General features: G+C 44.2%; 21 protein-coding genes. 9 read left to right on the forward strand and 12 right to left on the reverse strand.

The window, feature by feature from the left end:
* Positions 1 to 223: 223 nt before the first annotated feature.
* Positions 224 to 886: a hypothetical protein gene (locus SHEWPOL2_RS16920; protein ID WP_037429972.1), complete on the forward strand. Its 663-nt coding sequence runs from the start codon at positions 224 to 226 to the stop codon at positions 884 to 886.
* A gap of 446 nt (positions 887 to 1332) precedes the next feature.
* On the opposite strand, the gene SHEWPOL2_RS16925 is transcribed toward SHEWPOL2_RS16920, so the two are convergent.
* The 4 genes from SHEWPOL2_RS16925 to katG form a co-directional block, all read right to left on the reverse strand.
* Positions 1333 to 1836, reverse strand: coding sequence for a NifB/NifX family molybdenum-iron cluster-binding protein (locus tag SHEWPOL2_RS16925; protein WP_037429974.1), 504 nt, complete (start codon positions 1834 to 1836; stop codon positions 1333 to 1335).
* A complete protein-coding gene (locus tag SHEWPOL2_RS16930) occupies positions 1833 to 2129 on the reverse strand; it encodes a DUF134 domain-containing protein (RefSeq protein WP_037429976.1) in 297 nt (98 codons plus the stop codon). The genes SHEWPOL2_RS16925 and SHEWPOL2_RS16930 overlap by 4 nt, the downstream gene beginning before the upstream one ends.
* A 175-nt stretch (positions 2130 to 2304) precedes the next feature.
* Positions 2305 to 3798, reverse strand: coding sequence for an ATP-binding cassette domain-containing protein (locus SHEWPOL2_RS16935; RefSeq protein ID WP_037429979.1), 1494 nt, complete (start codon positions 3796 to 3798; stop codon positions 2305 to 2307).
* 197 nt (positions 3799 to 3995) lie between these two features.
* The gene (gene katG / locus SHEWPOL2_RS16940; protein ID WP_037429981.1) at positions 3996 to 6218 is read right to left on the reverse strand and encodes a catalase/peroxidase HPI; all 2223 of its coding nucleotides are present in this window, start codon (positions 6216 to 6218) and stop codon (positions 3996 to 3998) included.
* Between the two features lie 387 nt (positions 6219 to 6605).
* Here katG and SHEWPOL2_RS16945 point away from each other — a divergent pair, with 387 nt between their 5' ends.
* Positions 6606 to 6857, forward strand: a complete 252-nt coding sequence (locus SHEWPOL2_RS16945) for a DUF2999 family protein (RefSeq protein WP_037414210.1) — start codon at positions 6606 to 6608, stop codon at positions 6855 to 6857.
* A gap of 186 nt (positions 6858 to 7043) precedes the next feature.
* Complete coding sequence (locus SHEWPOL2_RS16950; RefSeq protein ID WP_037429983.1) at positions 7044 to 7544, forward strand: hypothetical protein; 501 nt, start codon at positions 7044 to 7046, stop codon at positions 7542 to 7544.
* Positions 7545 to 7732: 188 nt separating this feature from the next.
* Here the strand turns inward: SHEWPOL2_RS16950 and SHEWPOL2_RS16955 are convergent, their stop codons facing one another.
* Positions 7733 to 8137 (reverse strand): carboxymuconolactone decarboxylase family protein, encoded by a 405-nt coding sequence (locus SHEWPOL2_RS16955; RefSeq protein ID WP_037429985.1) that lies wholly within the window; start codon positions 8135 to 8137, stop codon positions 7733 to 7735.
* 189 nt (positions 8138 to 8326) lie between these two features.
* On the opposite strand from SHEWPOL2_RS16955, the gene SHEWPOL2_RS16960 reads away from it, so the two are divergent.
* Positions 8327 to 10570 carry a TonB-dependent hemoglobin/transferrin/lactoferrin family receptor gene (locus SHEWPOL2_RS16960; RefSeq protein WP_037429987.1) on the forward strand — a complete coding sequence of 748 codons (2244 nt, stop codon included), beginning with the start codon at positions 8327 to 8329 and terminating at the stop codon, positions 10568 to 10570.
* Between the two features lie 140 nt (positions 10571 to 10710).
* Here the strand turns inward: SHEWPOL2_RS16960 and SHEWPOL2_RS16965 are convergent, their stop codons facing one another.
* The 5 genes from SHEWPOL2_RS16965 to SHEWPOL2_RS16985 form a co-directional block, all read right to left on the reverse strand.
* Positions 10711 to 11181, reverse strand: a complete 471-nt coding sequence (locus SHEWPOL2_RS16965; RefSeq protein ID WP_239000518.1) for a hypothetical protein — start codon at positions 11179 to 11181, stop codon at positions 10711 to 10713.
* Between the two features lie 100 nt (positions 11182 to 11281).
* Positions 11282 to 11617, reverse strand: coding sequence for a c-type cytochrome (locus tag SHEWPOL2_RS16970; protein WP_037429989.1), 336 nt, complete (start codon positions 11615 to 11617; stop codon positions 11282 to 11284).
* Positions 11614 to 11970, reverse strand: coding sequence for a cytochrome C (locus SHEWPOL2_RS16975; protein ID WP_231640339.1), 357 nt, complete (start codon positions 11968 to 11970; stop codon positions 11614 to 11616). The genes SHEWPOL2_RS16970 and SHEWPOL2_RS16975 overlap by 4 nt, the downstream gene beginning before the upstream one ends.
* A gap of 26 nt (positions 11971 to 11996) precedes the next feature.
* Positions 11997 to 13223: a sulfite oxidase gene (locus SHEWPOL2_RS16980; protein WP_037429995.1), complete on the reverse strand. Its 1227-nt coding sequence runs from the start codon at positions 13221 to 13223 to the stop codon at positions 11997 to 11999.
* Between the two features lies 1 nt (position 13224).
* Positions 13225 to 13527 (reverse strand): cytochrome c, encoded by a 303-nt coding sequence (locus tag SHEWPOL2_RS16985; protein WP_037429997.1) that lies wholly within the window; start codon positions 13525 to 13527, stop codon positions 13225 to 13227.
* Between the two features lie 1113 nt (positions 13528 to 14640).
* On the opposite strand from SHEWPOL2_RS16985, the gene SHEWPOL2_RS17000 reads away from it, so the two are divergent.
* The 4 genes from SHEWPOL2_RS17000 to SHEWPOL2_RS17015 all read left to right on the forward strand — a co-directional run bounded on the left by SHEWPOL2_RS17000 (position 14641) and on the right by SHEWPOL2_RS17015 (position 18961).
* Positions 14641 to 15447 carry an NYN domain-containing protein gene (locus SHEWPOL2_RS17000; protein ID WP_037430001.1) on the forward strand — a complete coding sequence of 269 codons (807 nt, stop codon included), beginning with the start codon at positions 14641 to 14643 and terminating at the stop codon, positions 15445 to 15447.
* 108 nt (positions 15448 to 15555) lie between these two features.
* Positions 15556 to 16728 carry a dsDNA nuclease domain-containing protein gene (locus SHEWPOL2_RS17005; RefSeq protein ID WP_037430005.1) on the forward strand — a complete coding sequence of 391 codons (1173 nt, stop codon included), beginning with the start codon at positions 15556 to 15558 and terminating at the stop codon, positions 16726 to 16728.
* Positions 16725 to 17204 (forward strand): hypothetical protein, encoded by a 480-nt coding sequence (locus tag SHEWPOL2_RS17010; RefSeq protein WP_037430007.1) that lies wholly within the window; start codon positions 16725 to 16727, stop codon positions 17202 to 17204. Before SHEWPOL2_RS17005 ends, SHEWPOL2_RS17010 begins: the two co-directional genes overlap by 4 nt.
* Positions 17201 to 18961: an ATP-binding protein gene (locus SHEWPOL2_RS17015; protein ID WP_037430010.1), complete on the forward strand. Its 1761-nt coding sequence runs from the start codon at positions 17201 to 17203 to the stop codon at positions 18959 to 18961. Before SHEWPOL2_RS17010 ends, SHEWPOL2_RS17015 begins: the two co-directional genes overlap by 4 nt.
* 236 nt (positions 18962 to 19197) lie before the next feature.
* Here SHEWPOL2_RS17015 and groL read toward each other — a convergent pair whose 3' ends face one another.
* Together groL and SHEWPOL2_RS17025 are read right to left on the reverse strand one after the other, a co-directional pair.
* On the reverse strand, positions 19198 to 20835 hold the full coding sequence (groL, locus tag SHEWPOL2_RS17020) for a chaperonin GroEL (RefSeq protein WP_037430013.1): 1638 nt from the start codon (positions 20833 to 20835) through the stop codon (positions 19198 to 19200).
* 58 nt (positions 20836 to 20893) lie between these two features.
* Positions 20894 to 21184 (reverse strand): co-chaperone GroES, encoded by a 291-nt coding sequence (locus tag SHEWPOL2_RS17025; RefSeq protein WP_011071021.1) that lies wholly within the window; start codon positions 21182 to 21184, stop codon positions 20894 to 20896.
* Positions 21185 to 21410: 226 nt separating this feature from the next.
* Here SHEWPOL2_RS17025 and SHEWPOL2_RS17030 point away from each other — a divergent pair.
* A partial coding sequence (locus SHEWPOL2_RS17030; RefSeq protein WP_037430016.1) for an MATE family efflux transporter occupies positions 21411 to 22640 on the forward strand: 1230 nt, incomplete at its 3' end.

A 22640-nucleotide genomic window follows, 5' to 3' on the forward strand; every position in this document is an offset into this window, starting at 1 on the left:
ACACTATTTTTTAAGGAATTAGCTCAATTTATTACCTCAGATGCTATCCCTGTGACTTTTGATGGTTCTTTTTTGAACAATATTAACTTTACAAGTTGTAGGTAAACGGAAAGTGCATTATGTTATTGATTTAAAATGGGTGGCTCGATTTATTTGCTCGATTTATTTGGAACAGCGCAGCGCATAAATACTAAGACGTTATACCTAAAGTAGATTTTCGAGAATGGAAGAATTATTCAAAATAATTTCAGAGAAACCTGAATATGCTGCGTGGGCATTTGGGGTAGTAAATGCACTCTGGTTAGCTTTTCTATATTTTAATAAGAAGCGTCACGAACGAGAGCTTATTGCAGTTAAGCAATCGTTTGATCTTGATCTAGAACGGAGAAAAAAAGTCTTCGAAATGAAGGCAGCGCAATATGAATCATATTTCAGACACATTGATGCCATACACAATAGGCACCAAACTGATTATCAAAATGTATTCCTCCCGATAATGAATCAGTTTATGTCATCGTATTTGCATGCTTGTGATCGTAACGATGAAGCTGAGGCAACAACTGCAACTATTAGATTTTCTGAGGAAATATCAAAAATAACTCGAGACGGATTCCTAGAGCTTCGAGTTATTGAGTCCGAGACTAATAGCCTTCGTTTAACGGCAAGTGACGAAGTGGCAGTGTTGCTTGACGAAATCAAGGAGTTATACGATCAGCTTTTTTCGATATCTGGAAAGATGATGTCAGATTTGGTCAAAATAACGATAGAGAATAACCAAGACTTGGCGGCGGAGAATCAAGCTGAGCTTATGAGAGTTGGTGAGCTAGCCAAAAGCAAGGCGAAAGAACTGCGAGAACAAATGCGTAATGATCTTAAGCAAATATAGGTATAACAATCACTTGCAGGCATACAGCTGGTGCTTTTTACGTACATATAGCAAATGGATAGTTAAAATTAGCATTGGGTCTACAGTGACCGTCGGCGACATGGCAGCTCATTCACATCCATGTGATCGCTGCATTAGTACATCCTGTACCGCAGATGTCGCCGTCGAGCCTATAGGGATACTTCATGTTAAATAAAGAGGCGGCGTGTCACTTTGGAAACAATGGTAATAAACTTCCTGAGTAGATAAAAGGCTATTTCGCTTTTGTCCCGAAGTGAGCTACAACGAGTATGATACTTTAATACTCGGTTGTAGCTCGATTCGGACTGAGTAGTAGCAATTAGTATAAATCTTTATTTTGGGTCATGTTTAATCTAAACGGTACTCACAGGGGTAATTGATTGTTTAGTATCAAATTTTATTCCGCACCTACAATAACGCCATGACTATTTTGATAATCTAAAACCACTGTATGCGATGGGTTTAGCTAAGGTTAAGCTTGGCTGCGCTTGAGTCATGCTCAACAAGGTTTGAGTTGTCTTTGCCTTACCGCCGCAGCCACAACTTCCTTTAGCACCACAGCATCCGCCCTTGGCTAAATGTTTTAGGGATGCACGCCCCTGTGATGCCTCGGTTAAGCGCAAATTCACCTCTTTACTCTGAGCAAGCAGCGTGGCAATCGATAGTTGATTATCCCCTCGGCTCACACTGATCCCTGCATCGAGTAACTTACCAAGCATACGCTCACCAATATGTTGCACCACCACAATGCTGGTGTGCTGGGCGCGAATGGCATCTAACAAGGCTTTTTTATCTTGGCAATTGCCGCCAAGGGCGGGGTTCGGGATAGAAAGTAAAAGCTGATGATTTTCATCATAAAAATGGACTTGCTGCGCCTTAGTAAAATGGCTGGCAAGCCGTCCACGGCTAATAGGCAGGGCGATAATCATATTGGGTCCTTATCGTTTGAAATAGGTAATTTCAGCACCAGCCCTTGGGTGATGGCGGTCGCCACTTTTTGGCGAGCACTGGCGAGCAGATAACCAAAGGTTTGCCGCGAGATCCCCATTTGCGCTGCGGCCTCAAGCTGGCTTAAGCGCTGCACATCACCAAGCTCCAAGGCTTCAAACTCGTCGGCAGCTAAAAGGATTTGGGATAAGTTAGCCGCTGGTATGCCATTAGGTTTAAACAGACTACAGGGCACACAACTCGATAATTGACGGCACTTTTTGGGTCTGGGCATTTGTAATTGCACCTCAGGGGCAAATGTTAGAAAGCAATCGAGTATTGACGCTCCCTTTGAATAGTTTTTGGCGTACGCCAAAAACTATTATGGTCATTTATCACTTTTAAACCGAGGTTGTTATCACAGTTTTACTCACCATGATGATAAGGTTCGGCTCGATAGCTAATTCGAGTTACACATCGGCACCCTCACTAATCTCGACCGAATAACCTTCTTCCTGTTTGATAAAATCGACAAAGTTTTTAATGGCTGGCAAGGCATCTTCCCTATGGTGGGAGACATAAAGCAATTGGCTAAGATGGTGCTCGGCAATCATATTCAGCGCCCGCATTACCAAAGTGCGATTGATAAAGTCGAGCCCTTGGTAGGGTTCATCCAAAATCAACAATAACGGCTGTTTAATCAAGGCCCTGCCTATAAGCAATAGCCGCTGCTGGCCGTAATCCAATTGCTTAAAACCCGTGCTGGCAAACTCACTCATATGCAGTATCGCTAGCCATTCCTTCGCCAAATCGACCTGAGGTTTAGTGGGCTTATGGTACAGGCCGATAGAATCGTAAAAACCCGATAACAAGACATCGAGCGCCGAACAACTCACTCGGTATTGCAAATGCAAGGCCGATGACACTATGCCAATCCGTTGTTTTATTTGCCAAATACTCTCACCACTGCCTCGTGGACGCCCAAAGAGGGTGATATCGTTACTGTAGCATTGGGGATGATCGCCCAAAATCAGCCCGAGTAAGGTACTCTTACCGCAACCATTTGGCCCGCGCACTTGCCAATGTTGGCCCGCATTAATCCGCCAATTCACACCTTTAAAAATCAAGCCGCTAACATATTCCACCTTGCCATTTTTAATCTCAACTAAGGGATCAAAGGCTTCAGCATTGTGACGTTGACGCTCCATCAGCGCTAAAAGCTCGGCACTGCGGCTGGCCGAAAGTGCATTTAGATGCGCCATCACAGGGTGACTATGCCACTGCTCAATCGACATAGGTGTACTGAGTTGATGCACATGCTGACCCGATTTGAGCATATCGCTATTAAACAGTGCCACATGGCTAACACAGGGTGGTAACTCTTCTTGGCGGGAGGTGATAATAAGCAACTGAGTATATTCGGCAATTTCAACTAACAGCCGTGATAGGCTGAGTTGATGCTCGCTATCCAACCCAGCGTAAGGGTCATCTAAAATCAATAACTCAGGTTCAGTTGCCAGTGCCCTCGCTAACATCACCCGCCGGGTTTCACCAGTCGATAACTGTCTAAATCCTCTTTGCGCTAAATGTTCGAGTTCCACTTTTTGTAAAAAGGTGCTCAAACGTTCAGTATGCAGACAAGATTCCAGCACTAATGATTCAACCGTTGAACCATAGTCGAGTTCATCCTTTGCTAGCTCACGTTCAAGTAATGCCTGCTGTAAACCGAGTGACACCCAACCAATTCGCGACGGTAATCCAGATATCTCGCCTTCATCAGGCTGTATATCACCCGCTAATATTCGCCCAAGGAGTGAGCCGCTATAGCTGTCGGTCGCAAAAATGGCCCAATGTTGCATCGGCATTAACTGCCAATCTTCAACGACTAGCAGCTCATTGCCACGACCGTAGCGCAACCCTTTTACAACAAGCGTTTTATCCCCGTACGTAGCACTATTACCCATCCCACTTCCTTAGGTATTCAACCCGATTAACATTGACTCGACTGAATATGCGTAAAATTTGTCATGGCATTGATACTACTGAGTAAATAAGCAGAATGGAATGCCAGCCAGCAATCGCTCAAACACTGATTACCCACAAAAATAAAAAAGCCCACCCGACGAAAACGCGCGGATGGGCTTGAGGTTAACCGCTCACTTTAGATGTCGAAGCGATCGGCATTCATGACTTTATTCCACGCTTTAACAAAGTCTTGCACGAATCTGTCTTGACCATCCTGTGCGCCATACACTTCAGCCACGGCGCGCAATTCAGAGTGAGAGCCGAAGATAAGATCGACTGGGGTTGCTGTCCACTTAAGCTTACCGCTCTTACGGTCTTGCCCCTCGTAGATGCCCTCTTGCTTGGCCGACTTGCTCCACTTAGTCGACATATCGAGTAAGTTAACGAAGAAGTCATTGCTCAGCACACCTGGCTTATCGGTAAATACACCGTGCTTAACGCCAGCACTATTGGCATCCAACGCACGCAAACCACCCACCAGCACCGTCATTTCGGGCACGGTCAGGTTGAGCATATTGGCCCGCTCAATCAGCATCTCAGCGGGAGACAAGCTGTTGTCTTTTGAGTAATAGTTACGGAAACCATCAGCCGCAGGTTCAAGCACCGCAAAGGAGTTCACATCAGTTTGCGCCTGTGTGGCGTCCATTCGACCTGGGGTAAATGGCACCGAAATCATCACTCCCGCCTCTTTGGCGGCTTTCTCAACCGCGACGCTACCGCCAAGCACAATCACATCAGCCAAAGAGACTTTTTTGCCGCCCTTGAGCGAACCGTTAAAGTCTTTTTGGACTTTCTCAAGCTTAGCCAACACCTTAGCTAACTCTTTTGGATTGTTGGCCTGCCAGTTCATCATAGGCTCTAAACGAATGCGCGCGCCATTTGCCCCGCCACGCATATCGGTATCACGGAAGCTACTTGCCGACGCCCATGCGGTTCTCACCAACTCAGGCACTGTTAACCCAGATGCTAAGATCTTATTGCCTAAGGCTTTAATATCGGCGTTATCGATAAGCGGATGGTCAAGGGCAGGAATAGGATCTTGCCAAATCAGCGTTTCTGCTGGCACATCGGCACCTAAATATCTCGCTTTTGGCCCCATATCGCGGTGAGTTAACTTAAACCACGCCTTAGCGAAGGCTAGCTCAAACTCCTTAGGATTTTTCAGGAAACGCGTGGTGATTTCGCGATAAATAGGATCTTCCTTCAACGCGATATCACTAGTGAACATAATCGGCGCGTGGCGCTTATCCGGTAAGTGGGCATCGGGTACTAGATTTGCCGCCTTATCATCGGCTGGCGTCCATTGGATATGGCCCGCTGGACTCTTGGTTTGTACCCAGTCAAAGGTATACAGCCAAGTTAAATATTCCATGGTCCATTTGGTTGGGTTGGATGACCAAGCCCCTTCCAGACCACTGGTAACAGTGTCTTCAGAGTGGCCTTTACCACATTTGTTTTTCCAGCCTAGACCTTGCTCTTCAATGCCTGCTGCGGCCGGATCGGCACCCACGCATTTTGCGGGATCGTGTGCGCCGTGCGCCTTACCAAAGGTGTGACCACCAGCGATTAAGGCAACGGTTTCTTCGTCATTCATCGCCATACGGCCAAAGGTATCGCGGATTTCTTTTGCCGAAGCTAAGGGATCGGGCACTCCGTTCGGGCCTTCTGGGTTAACGTAAATTAAGCCCATTTGGGTCGCGCCCATAGGTTTAGCCAATTCGCCCTTTTCGTTGCGTCTTTTACTATCGAGCCACGCTTTTTCTGAGCCCCAATTGACCATTTCGGCTTCCCAGTCGTCTTCACGACCACCCGCAAAACCAAAGGTTTTAAAGCCCATCGACTCTAATGCCACGTTACCCGTTAGCACCATCAAGTCGCCCCAAGACAGCTTGCTGCCGTATTTTTGCTTGATAGGCCACAACAGACGGCGCGCTTTATCTAAACTCACGTTATCCGGCCAGCTATTTAAGGGTTCAAAACGTTGTTGGCCACCCGCAGCACCACCGCGGCCATCAAAAATCCGGTATACGCCCGCGCTATGCCACGCCATACGGATAAAGAAAGGCCCATAGTGACCATAATCGGCGGGCCACCAGTCCTGAGACTCTGTCATCAAGGCTTTGATATCTTTTTTTACCGCATCGAGATCTAAGGTTTTAAAGGCTTCGGCATAGTGATAATCACTGCCATAGGGATTGGATTCAATCGCATTTTGACGTAATGGACTGAGATTTAATTTTTCAGGCCACCAAAATTGATTACCTGTGACTTGCTCTTGCGCTGTGGCCGTTCCCGCCCCCAATGCGAGAGACATAGCCAAAGTTAACGCCGATAGCGTAGGAAGGGTGTTTATTTTCATGATAGTTACCTAGTTTCGTCCTGTTCGGCCCATTGATTTGTATTAACAATGAGCCATCCGCTTGCTGCTTGACGGCATACAGCAATCCTTATCGTTGTGTTACTCCAAGGCAAAATTGTCATATGCCGTTAACACAACCGAGATTGCAGTCTAATGACAGGCTTCTAAGTAATTGAAACGATTAATACCGATGAATGGAATCGCGAAAATAGATTAACGATGGTTAATTTATGAAAGCATTAAGAAAGTTGCCACTTACCGAAATCCATACTGTATTAGTAGTCAACTTATAGGGAATGACTATGGTATAAAATTGTTCATCCAAAAGGTTTAGCTATCTGTGATAGCATAGCGGCCGTTTTCCGTTAACGTTGATAAGGTATTGCAATGAATCCGATTATTGCCATCTTAAAAGAACACAATGTCACTGATGCAAAAATTAACGAGCTTTTTCAAGCATTAACCGATAATCCCCTGATGGCGATGGGCATTATTGGCCAGCTCGGTATTCCACCTGAAAAACTGCAACAACTGATGGCTCTGGTAATGCAAAATCCCGCCGTGATTAAAGAAGCGGTACTCGAGCTGGGTTTAGATTTCGCCAAGGTTGAAGCCGCTAAAGCGCAGCTACAAAAGTAATTTATCCCAGCCAATCGGCTTATAAAGGCAAAGCAGCATTGGCTTTGCCTTTATATTCAAATTGTTATCTCTACCCTTTCACACTGCTACACAAAGATATAAAAACCTTATCGCCCCTCGCGGACAATATTTGCTAGAGTGTTGCAACACGCCATCAATAGCCAAAAGTGATTGAAAGGAATCAAGATGCGCCAACCTATTCGTCTATTTGCACTACTGTTGCCCGCACTGTTGTTGGGTTGTCAAAAGCAAACTCAAGCGCAACATGCGCAGGGTATGGACAAACCCGCTGCGCAAACCACTTCACAAACAAGCACGCCTCAAGCAAGCACCGCAGAGATTAATCCGGTCAATATGGATAAGCGCGAAAGTCAGCAACAACAAGCGGCTAAACAAGGTGTTAACAAGCCAAGTATTTCACCTAAAGGAGAAGGTATGATGCTACAAGGCACTGTAAGATATCTCAATTTAGAAGGGGGTTTTTGGGGAATTATCGCCGATAACGGCCAAAAAATATTGCCTAAAAATCTGCCGCAGGAATACCGCAAAGACGGCATACGTTTAAGTTTCACCGCCCAGGAAATCATCGGCATGATGACCATTCAGCAGTGGGGCAAACTATCAAACTTGAGTGATATCACTGTTATTGGCCAAGTAGAGAGTCAATCGGCCGATCCGCGGCTATAACAAGCCTTGGCCTGAGTGTGAGCCGCAAGCTACAGGCAAAAACTCAGGCCACACTTATTGAACATCGAACATTGAACATCGAGCGAGTAGCATCCCCTCGTTCTGGCAAGGTATCCTAAGTACGCACACATCAGGTGATGTGTGCCACATCCGATGGCTCAAAGGATACATGCCACACGGGTCTAACATTAAGACTGCTCCGACACCTTGGCCTGTTCAGCTTGCCACTCTTCAATTACTTCCTTTGCCGCTCTAAAGGCTTCAATGCCCGACGGCATACCGCAATAAACGGTTGAATGTAAGAGTACTTCTTGTATTTCTGCAACTGTGCAACCATTTCGCAAGGCACCGCGAACATGGCCTTTTAACTCAGCTGGCGCTTTTAGTGCCGCTAAGGTTGCGATGGTGATTAAACTGCGCGTTTGCAGCGGTAATCCCTCGCGGGACCACACTTCACCCCAACAATTGGCAGTCACTAACGCCTGTAATGGCTGGGTAAAATCCGTTGCGCTGCTAAGGGCCTTATCGACAAAACTGTCACCCATCACAGCACGGCGCACCTTAAGCCCTTTTTCATATTGCTCTTCGTTCATCTGACAATCCTTTTACTCTACACTCTGACAAGTTAACTGGCTCAATAGATAATTCCCTTTAAAAACATCATTCACAGGCTTTGCATCGATCACATTATGGCAATTAAAACCTGACCTCAAGGTAAATTCCATATAAGCTATCGCGCATATTCAAGGTAAGAACAATTCTCATTTATAAAAAGGTGATTGATGAAACCATTGCCGCTCAGTCTATGTGCCCTTGCCGTCGCAAGTGCATTGCCCGCTTGGGCAGACGAACAATCTAAACCACTTATTCAAGAAGTGATTGTGGTCTCAGGTTCCCGTATGGAACAAAAAATTGAACAGGTGGCAGGCTCTATTTTGGTGATAGATGAACAAGCCATCGAACGTAATATGAGCAATGACTTTGGTAGCCTGTTCCGTAACGAATCGGCTGTCGATATCAAGGGCGGAGCAGGCAAACCGACCTCAGTAACCATTCGCGGTATCGGCGGCAACCGAGTCATGATGGTAAAAGATGGTGTACGGGTAAATAACCAGTATGCTTCGCCGTTAGGCCCTGGTGCTGAAGGCACAGGCCGCGGTTTAACTGAAGTGCAAAGTCTTAAGCAAATTGAAGTAGTTAAAGCCGCTGCATCCACTATGTACGGCTCAGACGCCCTCGGTGGCGTGGTAGTGATGCGCACCAAAGATGCCAGCGACTACCTGCGGGGCGAAGATTATTATGTGTCGCTCAATGCGGGTTACACAGGCATCAATAACGAATACTCCGGCGGTTTTACCAGCGCAGCGGCCTATAGCGATTTTGAGAATTTGCTCACCTATCAGCACCGCAAAGGCGAAGAGTTACCTAACTACTTTGATACTCAGCCTGAAAGCGATCTGTTACAAGACAGCCTGCTATTCAAGAGTAAATACCGTTTTAATGAGCACACCACGGTGCAGCTCACCCTCGACTACCTAGAGCAAACGCTAGAACGCTGGGAAGATAAGCTCAATCGTGCCCAAGTACTGCAGGAGCGGATTGATACCGATCGCGATACCCAAGTGATCAACGGTGCCTTACAACTGCGCTCCGATAAAGCCACGTATTTACACGATGATTTGACCGTTACCGCCTATTTTGGCCAAACGGAGCAACTCGAACACCGTGATTATTTTGATTTACTCAAACTAGATCGCCCACTTACCGAATATCGCGACTATAAATTTAAAGATCAACGGCTTGGATTAACCAGTACCTTTAGCAAATACCTAGGCGCTGAGGGATACGGCCATCAGCTCACCTATGGGATGGACTATGAATGGTCCAAAATGATGCGCCATCGCAACAACAATATCGCTAGCAGCGGCGGTGATTGGCAAACCGAAACCCCCTTTACCTTTGCCGATACCGATAGCAACCGTTTAGGGCTATTTTTGCAGGACGATATCACCCTGTTAAATGGTGATTTAAACCTGATTGGCGGCCTACGTTATGACTATTTCCGTAACAGCCCCGACCAACAACAAGCGATGGAAGCAGGTAAAGATCCAGCCGACTTTGCGGTAATGAGCGACACCTTTTGGTCACCCAAAGTGGGGCTCGTTTATAAACTTACCGACACAGTGAGTGCCTACGCCCAATATGCCTATGGCTATAAAATGCCTACGCCCGATCAAAAATGGGGTGAGTTAGAGGTCGATGGCGGCTCGATGACTGATGTGATCATTCAAGCCAACTATGACTTAAAGTCTGAGCAATCCCACACCTGGGAACTGGGTATCCGTGGCAATCATGCAGATACTCAATATGAACTCACCACCTTCTACACCCACGCGGTCGACTTTATTGATTGGCAATATGTCAGCTTTAAACCGCCAGTGTTTGGTCCGGTGATGCAGCCCATGGAGTTCAAATACCAGTACTTCAACCGCGATCAAGTGACCCTCTATGGCGCAGAGGCCCAAGCCAACCATTGGCTGACAGATACCATAGAGCTATGGGGCAATATCGCTTATACCCATGGAACCGATGAAAACGGTCAATACCTTAACAGCGTTAGCCCGCTAAAAGGTAACCTAGGGGTGAATTGGTATAGCGATATTGGAGGGATGGAAACCGATATTGGCGCAGTGGTCCGCTGGGCCGATAAGATGGACCGCACCCACGATATCAACCTGACCATCGATGATATTTGCGTGATGGGCCAATGTATTCCTAAAGAAAGCTTTAACGAAGTCTACAACACCGCCGGTTACGCCGTGTTTGACTTAACCATGGGCCTGCACGTTACCGACAATCTACATCTGCGTGCTGGGGTGTATAACCTGTTTGATAAGGAATATGTTGACTACGCCGATGTGGCTGGCCAATCCGTGTTCTTGCTCAATAGCACCATGAACTTGCAAAAGGATGATTTCACCCAACCTGGGCGTTATTTCAACCTGAGTGTGAATTATCAGTTTTAATTTAAGCTGTTGTACTTGCTAAGCATTCCCCGGTGTATATCGGGGAATGTTTAGCAATCTCTCTGAGCCATACACTCAATCAAAATCGCAGCTTCATCCCCTGATTTGTAATCAAGCGCTCGCAACAACAATGACTCATTTTATCGCGTATGCAGGGTTGCGGTGTTATCGAGCTGGCCATTGGCATCAACCCGCACCAGTACTGAATGGTCTTTGGATAATTTCACAAACTTTATCTGTTCTGCTTCAGGCTGTTGCCAGTTAAGGATAAAGAGCGAAGCGTTTTCATCCTGCTCAAAGCCGCGCTCGGTATTCAACTCCCCAAATGTTACAAGGCCATCAACGGTCATTCGATATTGGTTGCCTTGACCAATAATTTCCAGCGTGACGGGCTTAGTATTGATGACGCCACGGTATACCACGCCATCAAATTTATCGTAGGCGGTATTATCCGCGTTATGCTCACACTGATCTGAGTGTTGTTCAGAGCCGCTGACAGGCTGACAGTGATTAGCTTTGCTCACCTCAGCTTGCTGGGCATATCCCCATGCTGGCAATAACACCAGCACGCCAATAAGAGATGCTATTTTTCTACGATTTATCAATGCCACTCCTATCAACGCCATTTCCAGCCGTGTCGTCGCCATAAGCCGATGGCAATGATGCTAACCGCTTAACTTACTCTTGTCAGCAAGCAAACGGCTAGCCGCACTAATTTGCACTGAGGTTGGGGATGTCTTGCTGACTATAAAACAGCGCCACATCCTGTAATTGCTCAGCCGTTAATGCACTGACCTGTGATTGCATTAACGGATCGAGGCGTAAGCCCGCTTTGAAATCGACTAACTGCTTATTAAGGTAAGCCGGTTTTTGCCCCCTTAAATTGGGGAATTGCTTGGCCATGGCGATCATCGCCAGCCCATGGCATGACTCACATTGGGCCGTGGCCAGTGCCTTACCCCGCTCGATATCGGCTTGATAACCTTCGGCATAAACCGCTGTGGATAAGCCGCACAGGACAAGCAAACTGACGATAAACGTTTTCATTGAGATCCCTTAGCGGCAGGTTTAGCTGGCGGTGGTAACTGGCTTGCGTCAAGGGGCAAACGCCTAAAGAGGGTCATATCCATTTCAGCTTGACCATAATAGGTACTGAGGTAGCTCAACGTCGGCTCCCACGTATCCGACAAGTCCCATAAGCCTTGGGTATCCACCATCCACTGCAAGGTTTCTTTCCAAAAGGCTTTATCACCGCGATTTTGGGTAACAATCATACTGGTGTGACAGGCATTACATTGATAATTAACCAACTCCCAACCGGGCGCCATAATAAGGCCCGATTGAGGGTCCACGGGATACTCGGTGGCGAACGACGCCCCAGTGAAAAGCAGCCCACACATGATCAGCTTATTGACATACGCTCTCATCACACCACCCTAACGGCAATACGGTGGCAACCATTAAACATATATCCCTTAGGGTTCCATTGTGGCTGTACAACCGGTTGGCTATCACCTTCGCTATCGGTCGCTTTGGCCCAGATTTCGTAATAGCCCTGTGTTGGCAGCTGCAACTCAATGCTCCATTGCTGCCATGCGGTGGCGTTTTTCGGTTTTTGTAGCTCCGCGACAAACCAACGGGTGCCATAATCGTAACTCACTTCCACCTTCACCACTTCGCGCACGCCTGCCCACGCATGGCCCGCAACCGTTAGTTTTTGCCCTTGAGCCAGTTCAGTGCCGGATTGCGGTTGAGTGATCAAAGACTTCACGATCATTTCTTCAATAATTCGATAGTCTTTTTCAGCAACCGTCTCACCGGGTGCAATGGGATATTTAGGTACTTGATACGCTGGCGCTTCCATTTTATGCCCGTCGTGGACTTTATTACGCACACTGATCCCCGTTGCCGCTTTTTGCGAAACCGATCCCGGCCGGCCACCAAATACGATACGTAGGGGATAACCATGCAGGTAAGGAATATCCTCACCATTCATCGACCATGCGATTAACCCAAGTTCTTCGAGCGCAGCCTTGATAGGAACACCGCGGGAAATGGCCTCACCTTTTCCGCTCAAATGCACATCAGCCCCGTGGTGGCCGGTGTAAACCGCATCGGCTTTAACACCACAATCCTTCAGCACATCGCTCACCAACACCCCTGTCCACTCGGAACAAAATACCGCCGAGTTATTCCACTGATTGCCCTTAGTACTCGGGAAAAAGCCCGCGCGACTATTACCGCCACATTCAATCAATAGCTGTAAGGTGTGATGTTTAAAGCGGCGCTTTAACTCATCAATGGTGTAGGTTTTAGGGGTGATAACCGACTCGCCATCCACTGTAAAAGTCCAAGTTTTAGCATCCAGCGTCTTAAAATCAGGCACTATGCCATTCCAGCGGATAAACGAAACATCGGCAGGCGTCACCGCAGGCGCAAGCATATGCTCTGGCGGATAAGCATTCAGCGGATTAGTGTTTAATACTTTGAAATAACTCGGTAAGTCCTCAGCCTTAGTCCAGGTTAATGCCGAAATATCCAAAGCACTCACCCCAGCAGGCAGCTTATCAGCAAATACCCACTTAACCGGCAGCGCGGATAACACCGACGTCGCTACCGCACCTTTTATAAAAACTCGACGATTAAGATCCATGCTATTTGTCCTTTCCGAGGTAAAAGTATTCCGCCATCTGCTGCATATCAGCCTCACTCAACAACTGAGCGACTTTAGTCATAGTGGGGTCTTGACGCGTGCCAGCCTTAAAGGCTCGAAGCTGCTTCAACAGATAATCCGAGTTTTGCCATCCGATATTCGGAATATGTTCAAAACGACTCATGCCAGACTCGCCATGGCAGGCCTTGCACATATTCAATAATTTATTGCTCTCATCGGCGTGGGTGACCGCCGGCAACAAAAGCATCAGCACACCCGCCGAATAAATCACTCGCAGCAACATCCGTTATTCTCTTCAGTTAGTGTTCATCACGACGACTGTCATTGAACGTAGCCATTCAGATAACATTAAGTTACATCAATGCTTATCGAGGTTTACATTCAATACAATTGAGTCAAAAGCTCAAGAGAAGTGACTTGCATTAGCAAGCAGTAAAATTGCAAACAATTGATTAGAAAAGGAAGATGGTTTGTAGCCTTATGGCCAAGGAGAATCAAGGTGGATTATCCAAACTTTGTTTGGATTAACGTCGTGGGGTTTCACTCCACACTTGTTTATGTAGTTGCACAGTTATTGTGCCTTACGGCCAAGGTGAATCAAGATCGTGGGGCTTCACCCCCTGATTTTTTAATAAAGAGTCGACCAAGGAGGACTGCTCGTCCTATCAAAAACGTCCATGTTAAACTACCAGCTCGATATCCCTATCTCGCGCTCAAAACGGCCGTTGGCCTTCGCCCTTGGATGCTCCAAGACGCCCCTAACGGAGTAAGCGTTCTTATGCTATCGCGTCAGACACTCGTGAACTTCTGTCACTTTGGTGTTGTCTGCGATTTACTGAAAAACAAATGAATGTTCCATTTTGGGCTAATGCAAAACTAGCAGAGTGATTCCTTCTATATCTTTAGAAAATTAACAATCGGGGCTCGTTTAAAATCCAAGAGATAACTTTTCCTTGGCAACAGGTCACTATTGCCGCTGTTCATCATATGCTGTACGCTAAGTTAAATTTTGATTAATAAACAATGCTTAAGATGTTACTTAATCAATGCCTATTTAGTGTTAACGATAAATTCGTTGATTAAAATGGCGATAAAATGAGTCAGGGAAGATCCGCTCGACAAAGCGAACAAGGCAAGGACAAGCATTCTATACCTCTCCTTAAAGATGCTCCCCCTCTGAACCAATTGTGATTCAGTTTAAGGTTTCACCAACCACAAGCTGATAGCTTTATGATTGTTTTTCTTAAATTTATTATCTGTATTTGCTGTCTGGTAGCAAGTGCCATGGGCGGTAGCGTGCTTACAGATTCGGATAAAAGCACCGCCACTAACCCCAAAGCTAAAACCAACCTCCGTGCTTATAACGAGTAAAACAACTCCATTCGTTGGAACCCACATGCAGAATAAAGAAAAAATTGCGGTGTTCATTGATGCCGATAATGCGCCAGCCAGAAAGTTTGATGTGGTACTCGCTGAGCTTGCAAAACACGGTCTCATCAGTATTCGAAAGGCCTATGGCAATTGGAAAAGCCCGAACCTAAAGCCATGGGAAGATATCCTGCATGAATATGCCATTCAGCCTATTCAACAATTCGATTTAACTAAGGGTAAAAATGCCAGCGATATCGCTTTAGTAATTGATGCTATGGATATTCTTTACACAAAGGATATAGACATCATTTGCTTAATCTCTTCGGATTGCGACTTTACTCCCCTTGTGACCAGAGCCTTAGCCGATGGTAAAACCGTTTTTGGTTTCGGTGAACGTAAAGCACCAGCCGCTTTCGTGAATAGCTGCTCTCGCTTCCTCTACCTCGATGCTGAACCAGTAGTTGTCGCAGAAGAAATTGAAGTGATATCAGAAATCACTCAGCCTCCACCAACAGCACCAGACTCAGTCAGTAAAGCCGAGCAAACTCAGCCCAAATCCGCGACACCACAAAAATGCAATTTAAAAAGTGACACCAAACTGATCAACCTTTTGCGCCAAGCCATAGAAGCAACCGAAGAGGAAGATGGCTGGGCGCAACTCGGTCCAATTGGTTCACATATTTCCAATCATAGCTCATTCGATCAACGAAACTACGGATTTAAAAAACTCAGCGATCTCTTTGCCGCAATCGATCTCTTCGAAATGCGTAAAACCCACGGCTCAGTACTATGGGTAAGAGATATCAAACGAGCAAAGAAGAATGGGAAATAAGACAGGCTAAGTTACAGATTACAAAGACACAATCATAAATTTGCAATTGCTAATCTACATAACAAAAAATTTATATCGATATATTATTAAAGATAATATGGTGATTCAATGCTTCATAAAGTTAGTCCTAGAGAACAAAATGGTAGAGATTCATTTAGTAGGTTTAAAGCCCAAGCTAAAGCCGCCGCAATCGCATCATTATCAATTTTAGACAAAGATGGAGTTGATAGAGTGTACTGCGATCTTCATGATGACTTTGTCGTTAGGAAAATAGGGGAAAATGGAGTTGGTTACATTTTTTATCAAGTAAAAACTAATTCAAAACAAAATCACAACTGGACTATCAATGAACTATTTGGCCTGTTAACACAAAAAAACAAAATAAATAATCAAGAACCAGAAAAAATAAAAGAAAGCTTCATAGGAAAAATGTTGCTCCATACGATAGTTTTCGACATTTACTGTAATTCAATTGTTTTCCAGACCAACATCAATACTCATGATGATGTAGAAAATTTATATAAAGACGTTAATGAAGGTAAGTTTGAAAATAAATTTACACAAATATTACTACAACAATTCAAAGAGATATACAAAGAAAACTGCAGTTCTGACATATCTGAAGAAGATATAAAAAAGAAACTTTCAAAGATAAAGTTTGAAACTGATGTTCAATATTTAAAATTAAATGATGATACATTTGAAAGCCTTACTAGAGACAAAATTTACAGGTTCAGTGAGATAGAATTAAAATACACTGAATCAAAAATGATCATCATGAAGCTTTTGGAACTCATAGAGCGAAAATCATCAGGTACCATCCATGAGCTTACTGCGGAATCAATTGAAAATAAAGCAGCAGTATCAATTGATGACTTATTATCAATCATGAGTATTTCTAAGAGTGCGTATGATATTTTAGTTGAAGGCGGTGATGATAAAGCAATCAAAAATGCATCAATTATTCAAAGGCTTTTAGAGTCTAGCGGTGCAAGTGAGTTACAGATTGAATACTGCAGTAAATCTAAAACAAGTTGGGATCTTTGGGTTAGAAACAATAGACATACAATTCCAGAGTTTGACCTTCATTCAATTTTCATTGAAGTTCAATCTGCACTACTTCATTTATACAAAAATGAAACATCTATTAATCTTAAGGACTTAAAGAAATTGGTAACTAAATTATACGACGAACTCAATCAGTCCGATTTATTATTTGACTTGAATAAGGAACTATTATTCGGGGCACTATTATCAGAAATTGTTAGGATGAAGTCATGAATTTTGATGATTTTTTTGATAGTATATCGAATAAAACCATATATATTAATACAAAGAAAAAAAATAACCATTATTCTCAGCTTCTAAGTAATGAAGCTCTTTTTCAACTTCCACTAATAAGTATAATAATTTTATTATTAGCAAAGGACAAACGCAAACCTCTTGTTTCTGAAATAGGGCAATTAGTTGGTGAAAGTATTGAGTTGAGTCTCCCCGGTTTTAAAGGTTCCGCTCAGCATATCGGTTGGTCTGCAAACTTAAGAATACGTACAGTAAAAGCTTTAAGCTATTTAGAATTGACAAATTTAATTGGAGTAGAAAAGTCAACCAATAGAGTTTTTGTCACTGAACTAGGTAAAAAAGTTATCTCAAAAGCAATGAGCAATGATAGCGATCTATCATATAACTTATCTAGAATTGCTAATTCATACAGAAATATTTGTATATCAAAACAGCTAGATTTGGAACTAGAATGAAACTACTAGACATTAAGATATTTCCAATAAATAAAAATGGATGGGAATCTGACAAGCTTTTTTTCGGTGATCATATCACTCAACTTTACGGCCCTAACGGGTGTGGCAAGACACCGTTAGTACAGTCAATTGCATACTGCCTAGGGTTTCCGTCCGTTTTCAGAAATGATATCTACAATCATTGTAGTCATGTTGAACTTAATGTTGAGTGCCATGATGAAAAAATCAATATAAAGCGAGTCTATAATAGAGATGTTGATATTGAAGTAATTGATAGTAAAGGTCGAAAATCAAATTTTTACAATGAAAAAGATTACTCTTCATTTATATTTGAAAAACTAGGAATAAAAACAGCAACTTTAGTATCAAACAATAGTTCAGCTACTTATGCATATATAGCTTCTTTCTTGCCTATTTATTATCTTGATCAAGATGACGGTTATTCTAAGCTTTATCATGCTCCAAATAATTTTATAAGAGATCAGTTCTCTGAAATCATGAGAATGATCTTGAAGCTCCCAGTTAAAAACTCGTTTGATATGAAGAAATCGCAGCTTTTAGCCAAGCAGCAGCTTGAATTGTTAGACAAACGAGTCAACACATCTGCTTTGAAGCTCAAATTTGCTACACAATCTGCCAACTCAATATCTAAAAACTATAATGAGATATTGCACGAGATATCTAGTCTTGAACAAGAAATAGAAGCTTTAAAATCCTCAGGAGCAACACATGATGATTCCTTACTAGCTCTTGATAGATTAGTAAATAGTAATAGAAAAGAGATTCGTAGACTGGTAGATGAAATTTATGAAATTGAAAGTCGAACTCTAGGAATTAATAATATTGTTCATGAAATAAATGTGGAAATTGAAACATTAAACTTAAATGAAGAAGCTAGAAGAGTATTCCAATCATTTAATGAAATTTGTGGTTCTAGTTCATGCAGATTATTTTCATCTAGCTCTGACTCTTATAGTAAAAACTTACTTTATCTAAAAGACCAAATTAAAGATCTACAACGAAATGCTGATGCAGATAAAGAAAAACTAGACAGACTTAAATTACAGAAAACTCAACTAGAGACTGTTGTACAAGGTATTATTGAAGAAAGAAACAAATACACTATAAAATCAGAAATTTCTGCGTTAGTTGATTCTATTTCAGAAATTAAAAATAAAATTTTTTCACTGCAGAGCCAGAAAGATGAACTTGACTCACTTATAAAAATAGAAAATACTCATATAGATATTCTAAAACAAAGAGATATAGCTCTAGAAAAATATCAGTCTTATACCCCCAATAGAGAATCCATTCCATCTATTTTGAAAATAAAATCTCAACTAAGAGAACTATTTATAAAATGGCTTAATGTAATTCACACTACAAATATTAGCTTTGATATCACATTTAAAGACGATTTCATTCCTGTACTAGGTACTGAACAAGTATCCCAGTTGAAAGGTAGTACTAAAATTCGTGCAGTTCTTGCATACCATGCTGCACTTATTGAGTTAATGGCAATAAATTCATTACTTAGCTTTAAAGTATTAATACTTGATACGCCTAAGCAACATGAAATACACAATGATGACCTTAATAAATATATACTTCAATTGAAATTACTTTGCCAAAAACATGGTATTCAAGTTGTTTTCTCAACTACTGAGTATCGCTATTTGGGTGATATGGATGACATTGAATGGAATCCAATACACAAAGGTAGTGAACAACTTATGTTTTTAAGACAGCTAAATTAAAGCAATATGGGCAGCCTAAAGCACTGCCACCAATCTAAAAAACAAAACCCCGATACTGTTACCAGTATCGGGGTTTTCATTTACAAGAAGTTGGGTTTTAAGCGATTAAGCTAAAGACCACAGATGCTTTTTGCGCAGGATAAATCGTGTTAGTACAAGGCGCTGTGAGCGTAGCATACGTTGTTTGTATGTGAGCGAGCAGCAACGCCGTAATCACCGATTTAAACCAGCAAAAATTACATCATGCCGCCCATTCCGCCCATCCCACCCATACCGCCCATATCTGGCGCATCAGACTTTGGCAGCTCAGCTACCATTGCTTCGGTGGTGATCATCAGGCCTGCGATAGACGCTGCGAATTGCAGTGCGCTACGGGTTACTTTAGTTGGGTCAAGGATACCCATTTCTAACATGTCACCGTAGGTGTCGTTGCCCGCGTTGTAACCGTAGTTACCGCTGCCGTTTTTCACGTTGTTAGCCACAACAGAGGCTTCTTCACCTGCGTTGGTCGCGATTTGACGTAGTGGCGCTTCCATTGCACGTAGGGCAATAACCACACCGTGTTTTTGGTCTTCGTTAGCGACTTCAACGTCAGCAATCTTAGAAGCTACACGTACCAGAGCAACACCGCCGCCTGGAACCACACCTTCTTCAACCGCAGCACGGGTTGCGTGCAGTGCGTCTTCTACGCGAGCTTTTTTCTCTTTCATTTCAACTTCAGTCGCTGCACCGACTTTAATTACCGCAACACCGCCAGCTAATTTAGCCATACGCTCTTGCAGTTTTTCTTTGTCGTAGTCTGAAGTTGATTCTTCGATTTGTTGCTTGATTTGGCTAACGCGCGCTTCGATTTGCGCTTGTTCACCGTTACCATCGATGATGGTGGTGTTGTCTTTAGTGATCACAACACGCTTAGCAGTACCTAAATCTTCTAGGGTTGCTTTTTCAAGCTCTAGGCCGATTTCTTCAGCGATAACAGTACCGCCAGTTAAAATCGCTACGTCTTGCAGCATGGCTTTACGACGGTCACCAAAGCCTGGGGCTTTAACCGCTGCCACTTTCACGATACCGCGCATGTTGTTAACAACTAGCGTAGCTAAGGCTTCGCCTTCAACATCTTCGGCAACGATCAGTAATGGCTTACCAGTTTTTGCCAGACCTTCAAGGATAGGTAACAGTTCGCGAATGTTAGAGATTTTCTTGTCAACTAACAGTACGAATGGGTGATCTAATTCAACGCTGCCGGTTTCTGGCTTGTTGATGAAGTATGGAGACAGGTAACCACGGTCGAACTGCATACCTTCTACTACGTCCAGTTCGTTTTCTAACGCTTGGCCTTCTTCGACTGTGATCACGCCTTCTTTACCGACTTTTTCCATTGCTGTGGCAATGATTTGGCCGATTGACTCGTCAGAGTTTGCAGAGATAGTACCAACTTGAGCGATCGCTTTTGAGTCAGCGCAATCTTGAGAAAGGTTTTTCAGTTCAGCAACGGCGGCAATCACGGCTTTATCGATACCGCGCTTTAAGTCCATTGGGTTCATACCCGCTGCAACGGCTTTTAAGCCTTCAGTGACAATGGCTTGTGCCAGAACAGTTGCAGTAGTGGTACCGTCACCGGCGGCGTCGTTGGCTTTAGAAGCAACTTCTTTCACCATTTGCGCGCCCATGTTTTCGAATTTGTCTTCTAATTCGATTTCTTTTGCAACAGACACACCGTCTTTAGTGATCAGTGGTGAGCCAAAGCTCTTGTCTAATACCACGTTACGGCCTTTAGGGCCTAAGGTCACTTTAACTGCGTTAGCCAGAATGTTTACACCAGCCAGCATTTTTACGCGTGCGTCGTTACCAAATACAACTTCTTTAGCTGCCATAATTGAATATCCTTTACATTTTTAATGATTAATTGGAATGTCGAATTGATGTCGTGGATTAACCTACGATGGCCATCAGGTCAGCTTCCGACAGGATCAAGACTTCTTGACCGTCGATTTTTTCTTTCTTAACACCGTAACCTTCATTGAAGATCACTACATCACCCACTTTCACATCCAGAGGTCTTACAGTGCCGTTTTCTAAAATACGGCCATTACCTACTGCAAGGACTTCCCCGCGAGTCGATTTTTCGGCGGCGCTGCCTGTTAATACAATGCCACCCGCAGAAGTTGATTCAACTTCTAAACGCTTAACGATTACGCGGTCATGTAATGGACGAATATTCATCTATGAACTCTCCTAATGATTTAATGCCCAACAATCGAGGCGATTTTGTGATGAAAAAGAGGAGGCCTTTCCGCCTTCCCCTTTGATGTGTGTGATATGGGGTTAACCCCTGCCAGATCCAAGTGCCTTTACAAAAAAAATTCAAATTTTTGATGTCGGTTTTTTCAAGCGGGCACAATCCTGCTAGAATCTCGCCTCCGCTCGCAAACAAGGCACTATTTTCCCCATGAAAGACAGACACGGGCTGCTTAGCGCGCCAATTGGTCGTGTACTGCTCAACATGAGCCTCCCTAACTTGATTGGCATTATGACCATTCTAGGTTTTAGCCTCGCTGATACTTTTTTTATCAGCCAATTAGGGACAGAGCCTTTAGCTGCAATCAGTTTTACCTTTCCAGTAACGTTAATTATTTCCAGCATTGCTATTGGGATTGGTGCAGGCGTTTCCACTAACCTTGGCAGGCTGATTGGCTCGGGTAATGCGCCACGAGCTAAGGTATTTTTGCACGATGCGCTGCTGCTGACCTTTATCCTTATCGCCAGTTTATCCGCTCTAGGTAGTATTTTTATCGAGCCACTGTTTAGTTTACTTGGCGCCAATGAAACCAGCTTGCCACTCATTCATGACTATATGATGTATTGGTATGTGGGCGCGCCGCTGTTGGTGTTATTGATGGTGGGCAACCAAGGCTTACGCTCCACGGGCGACACTCGCTCACCAGCGATGATTATGATGCTGGCGGCGCTGATTAACTTAATCCTCGATCCTTTGCTTATCTTCGGTATTGGGCCTTTTCCGCGTTTAGAGATCCAAGGCGCAGCGATTGCCACCCTGTTCTCATGGCTTGTCGCATTGTCGCTCTCGGGTTATTTGCTGATCATCAAGCGGCGAATGCTTGAGCGGGCGGTATTTGATATCGATAGAATGCGTGCCAACTGGAGTAAACTTGCCCATATTGCCCAGCCTGCGGCCCTGATGAATTTAATCAATCCGCTCGCCAATGCGGTGATTATGGCGATGCTGGCCCATATCGACCATAGCGCGGTGGCAGCGTTTGGTGCGGGTACGCGCTTAGAGTCGGTACTGTTGATTGTGGTGATGGCATTATCATCGAGCCTCATGCCGTTTATCGCGCAAAATCTCGGTGCTGGCCAACCCCAAAGGGCGAAGCAGGCTTTGCTGCTATCGCTTAAATTTATCTTTGTATTCCAAACCTTACTCTATATTCCGCTGGCGTTTTTGGCCCAGCCACTCGCGAATTTATTTAGTACCGATCCGCAGGTGCTAGAGTGGTTAAGTTTTTATATTCTGGTGCTACCCTGCGCCTATGGCCCGCTGGGAATTGTGATTATCTTTGCCACGGCGCTTAATGCCTACCATAGGCCGATGAGTTCGTTAGTGATTAACCTGTGCCGCTTAGTGCTATTGGATGCTGCCACGTGGCGGCGCGTGGGA

This window comes from Shewanella sp. POL2, from assembly GCF_000282755.1.
Classification (GTDB): Bacteria; Pseudomonadota; Gammaproteobacteria; order Enterobacterales; family Shewanellaceae; genus Shewanella; species Shewanella xiamenensis.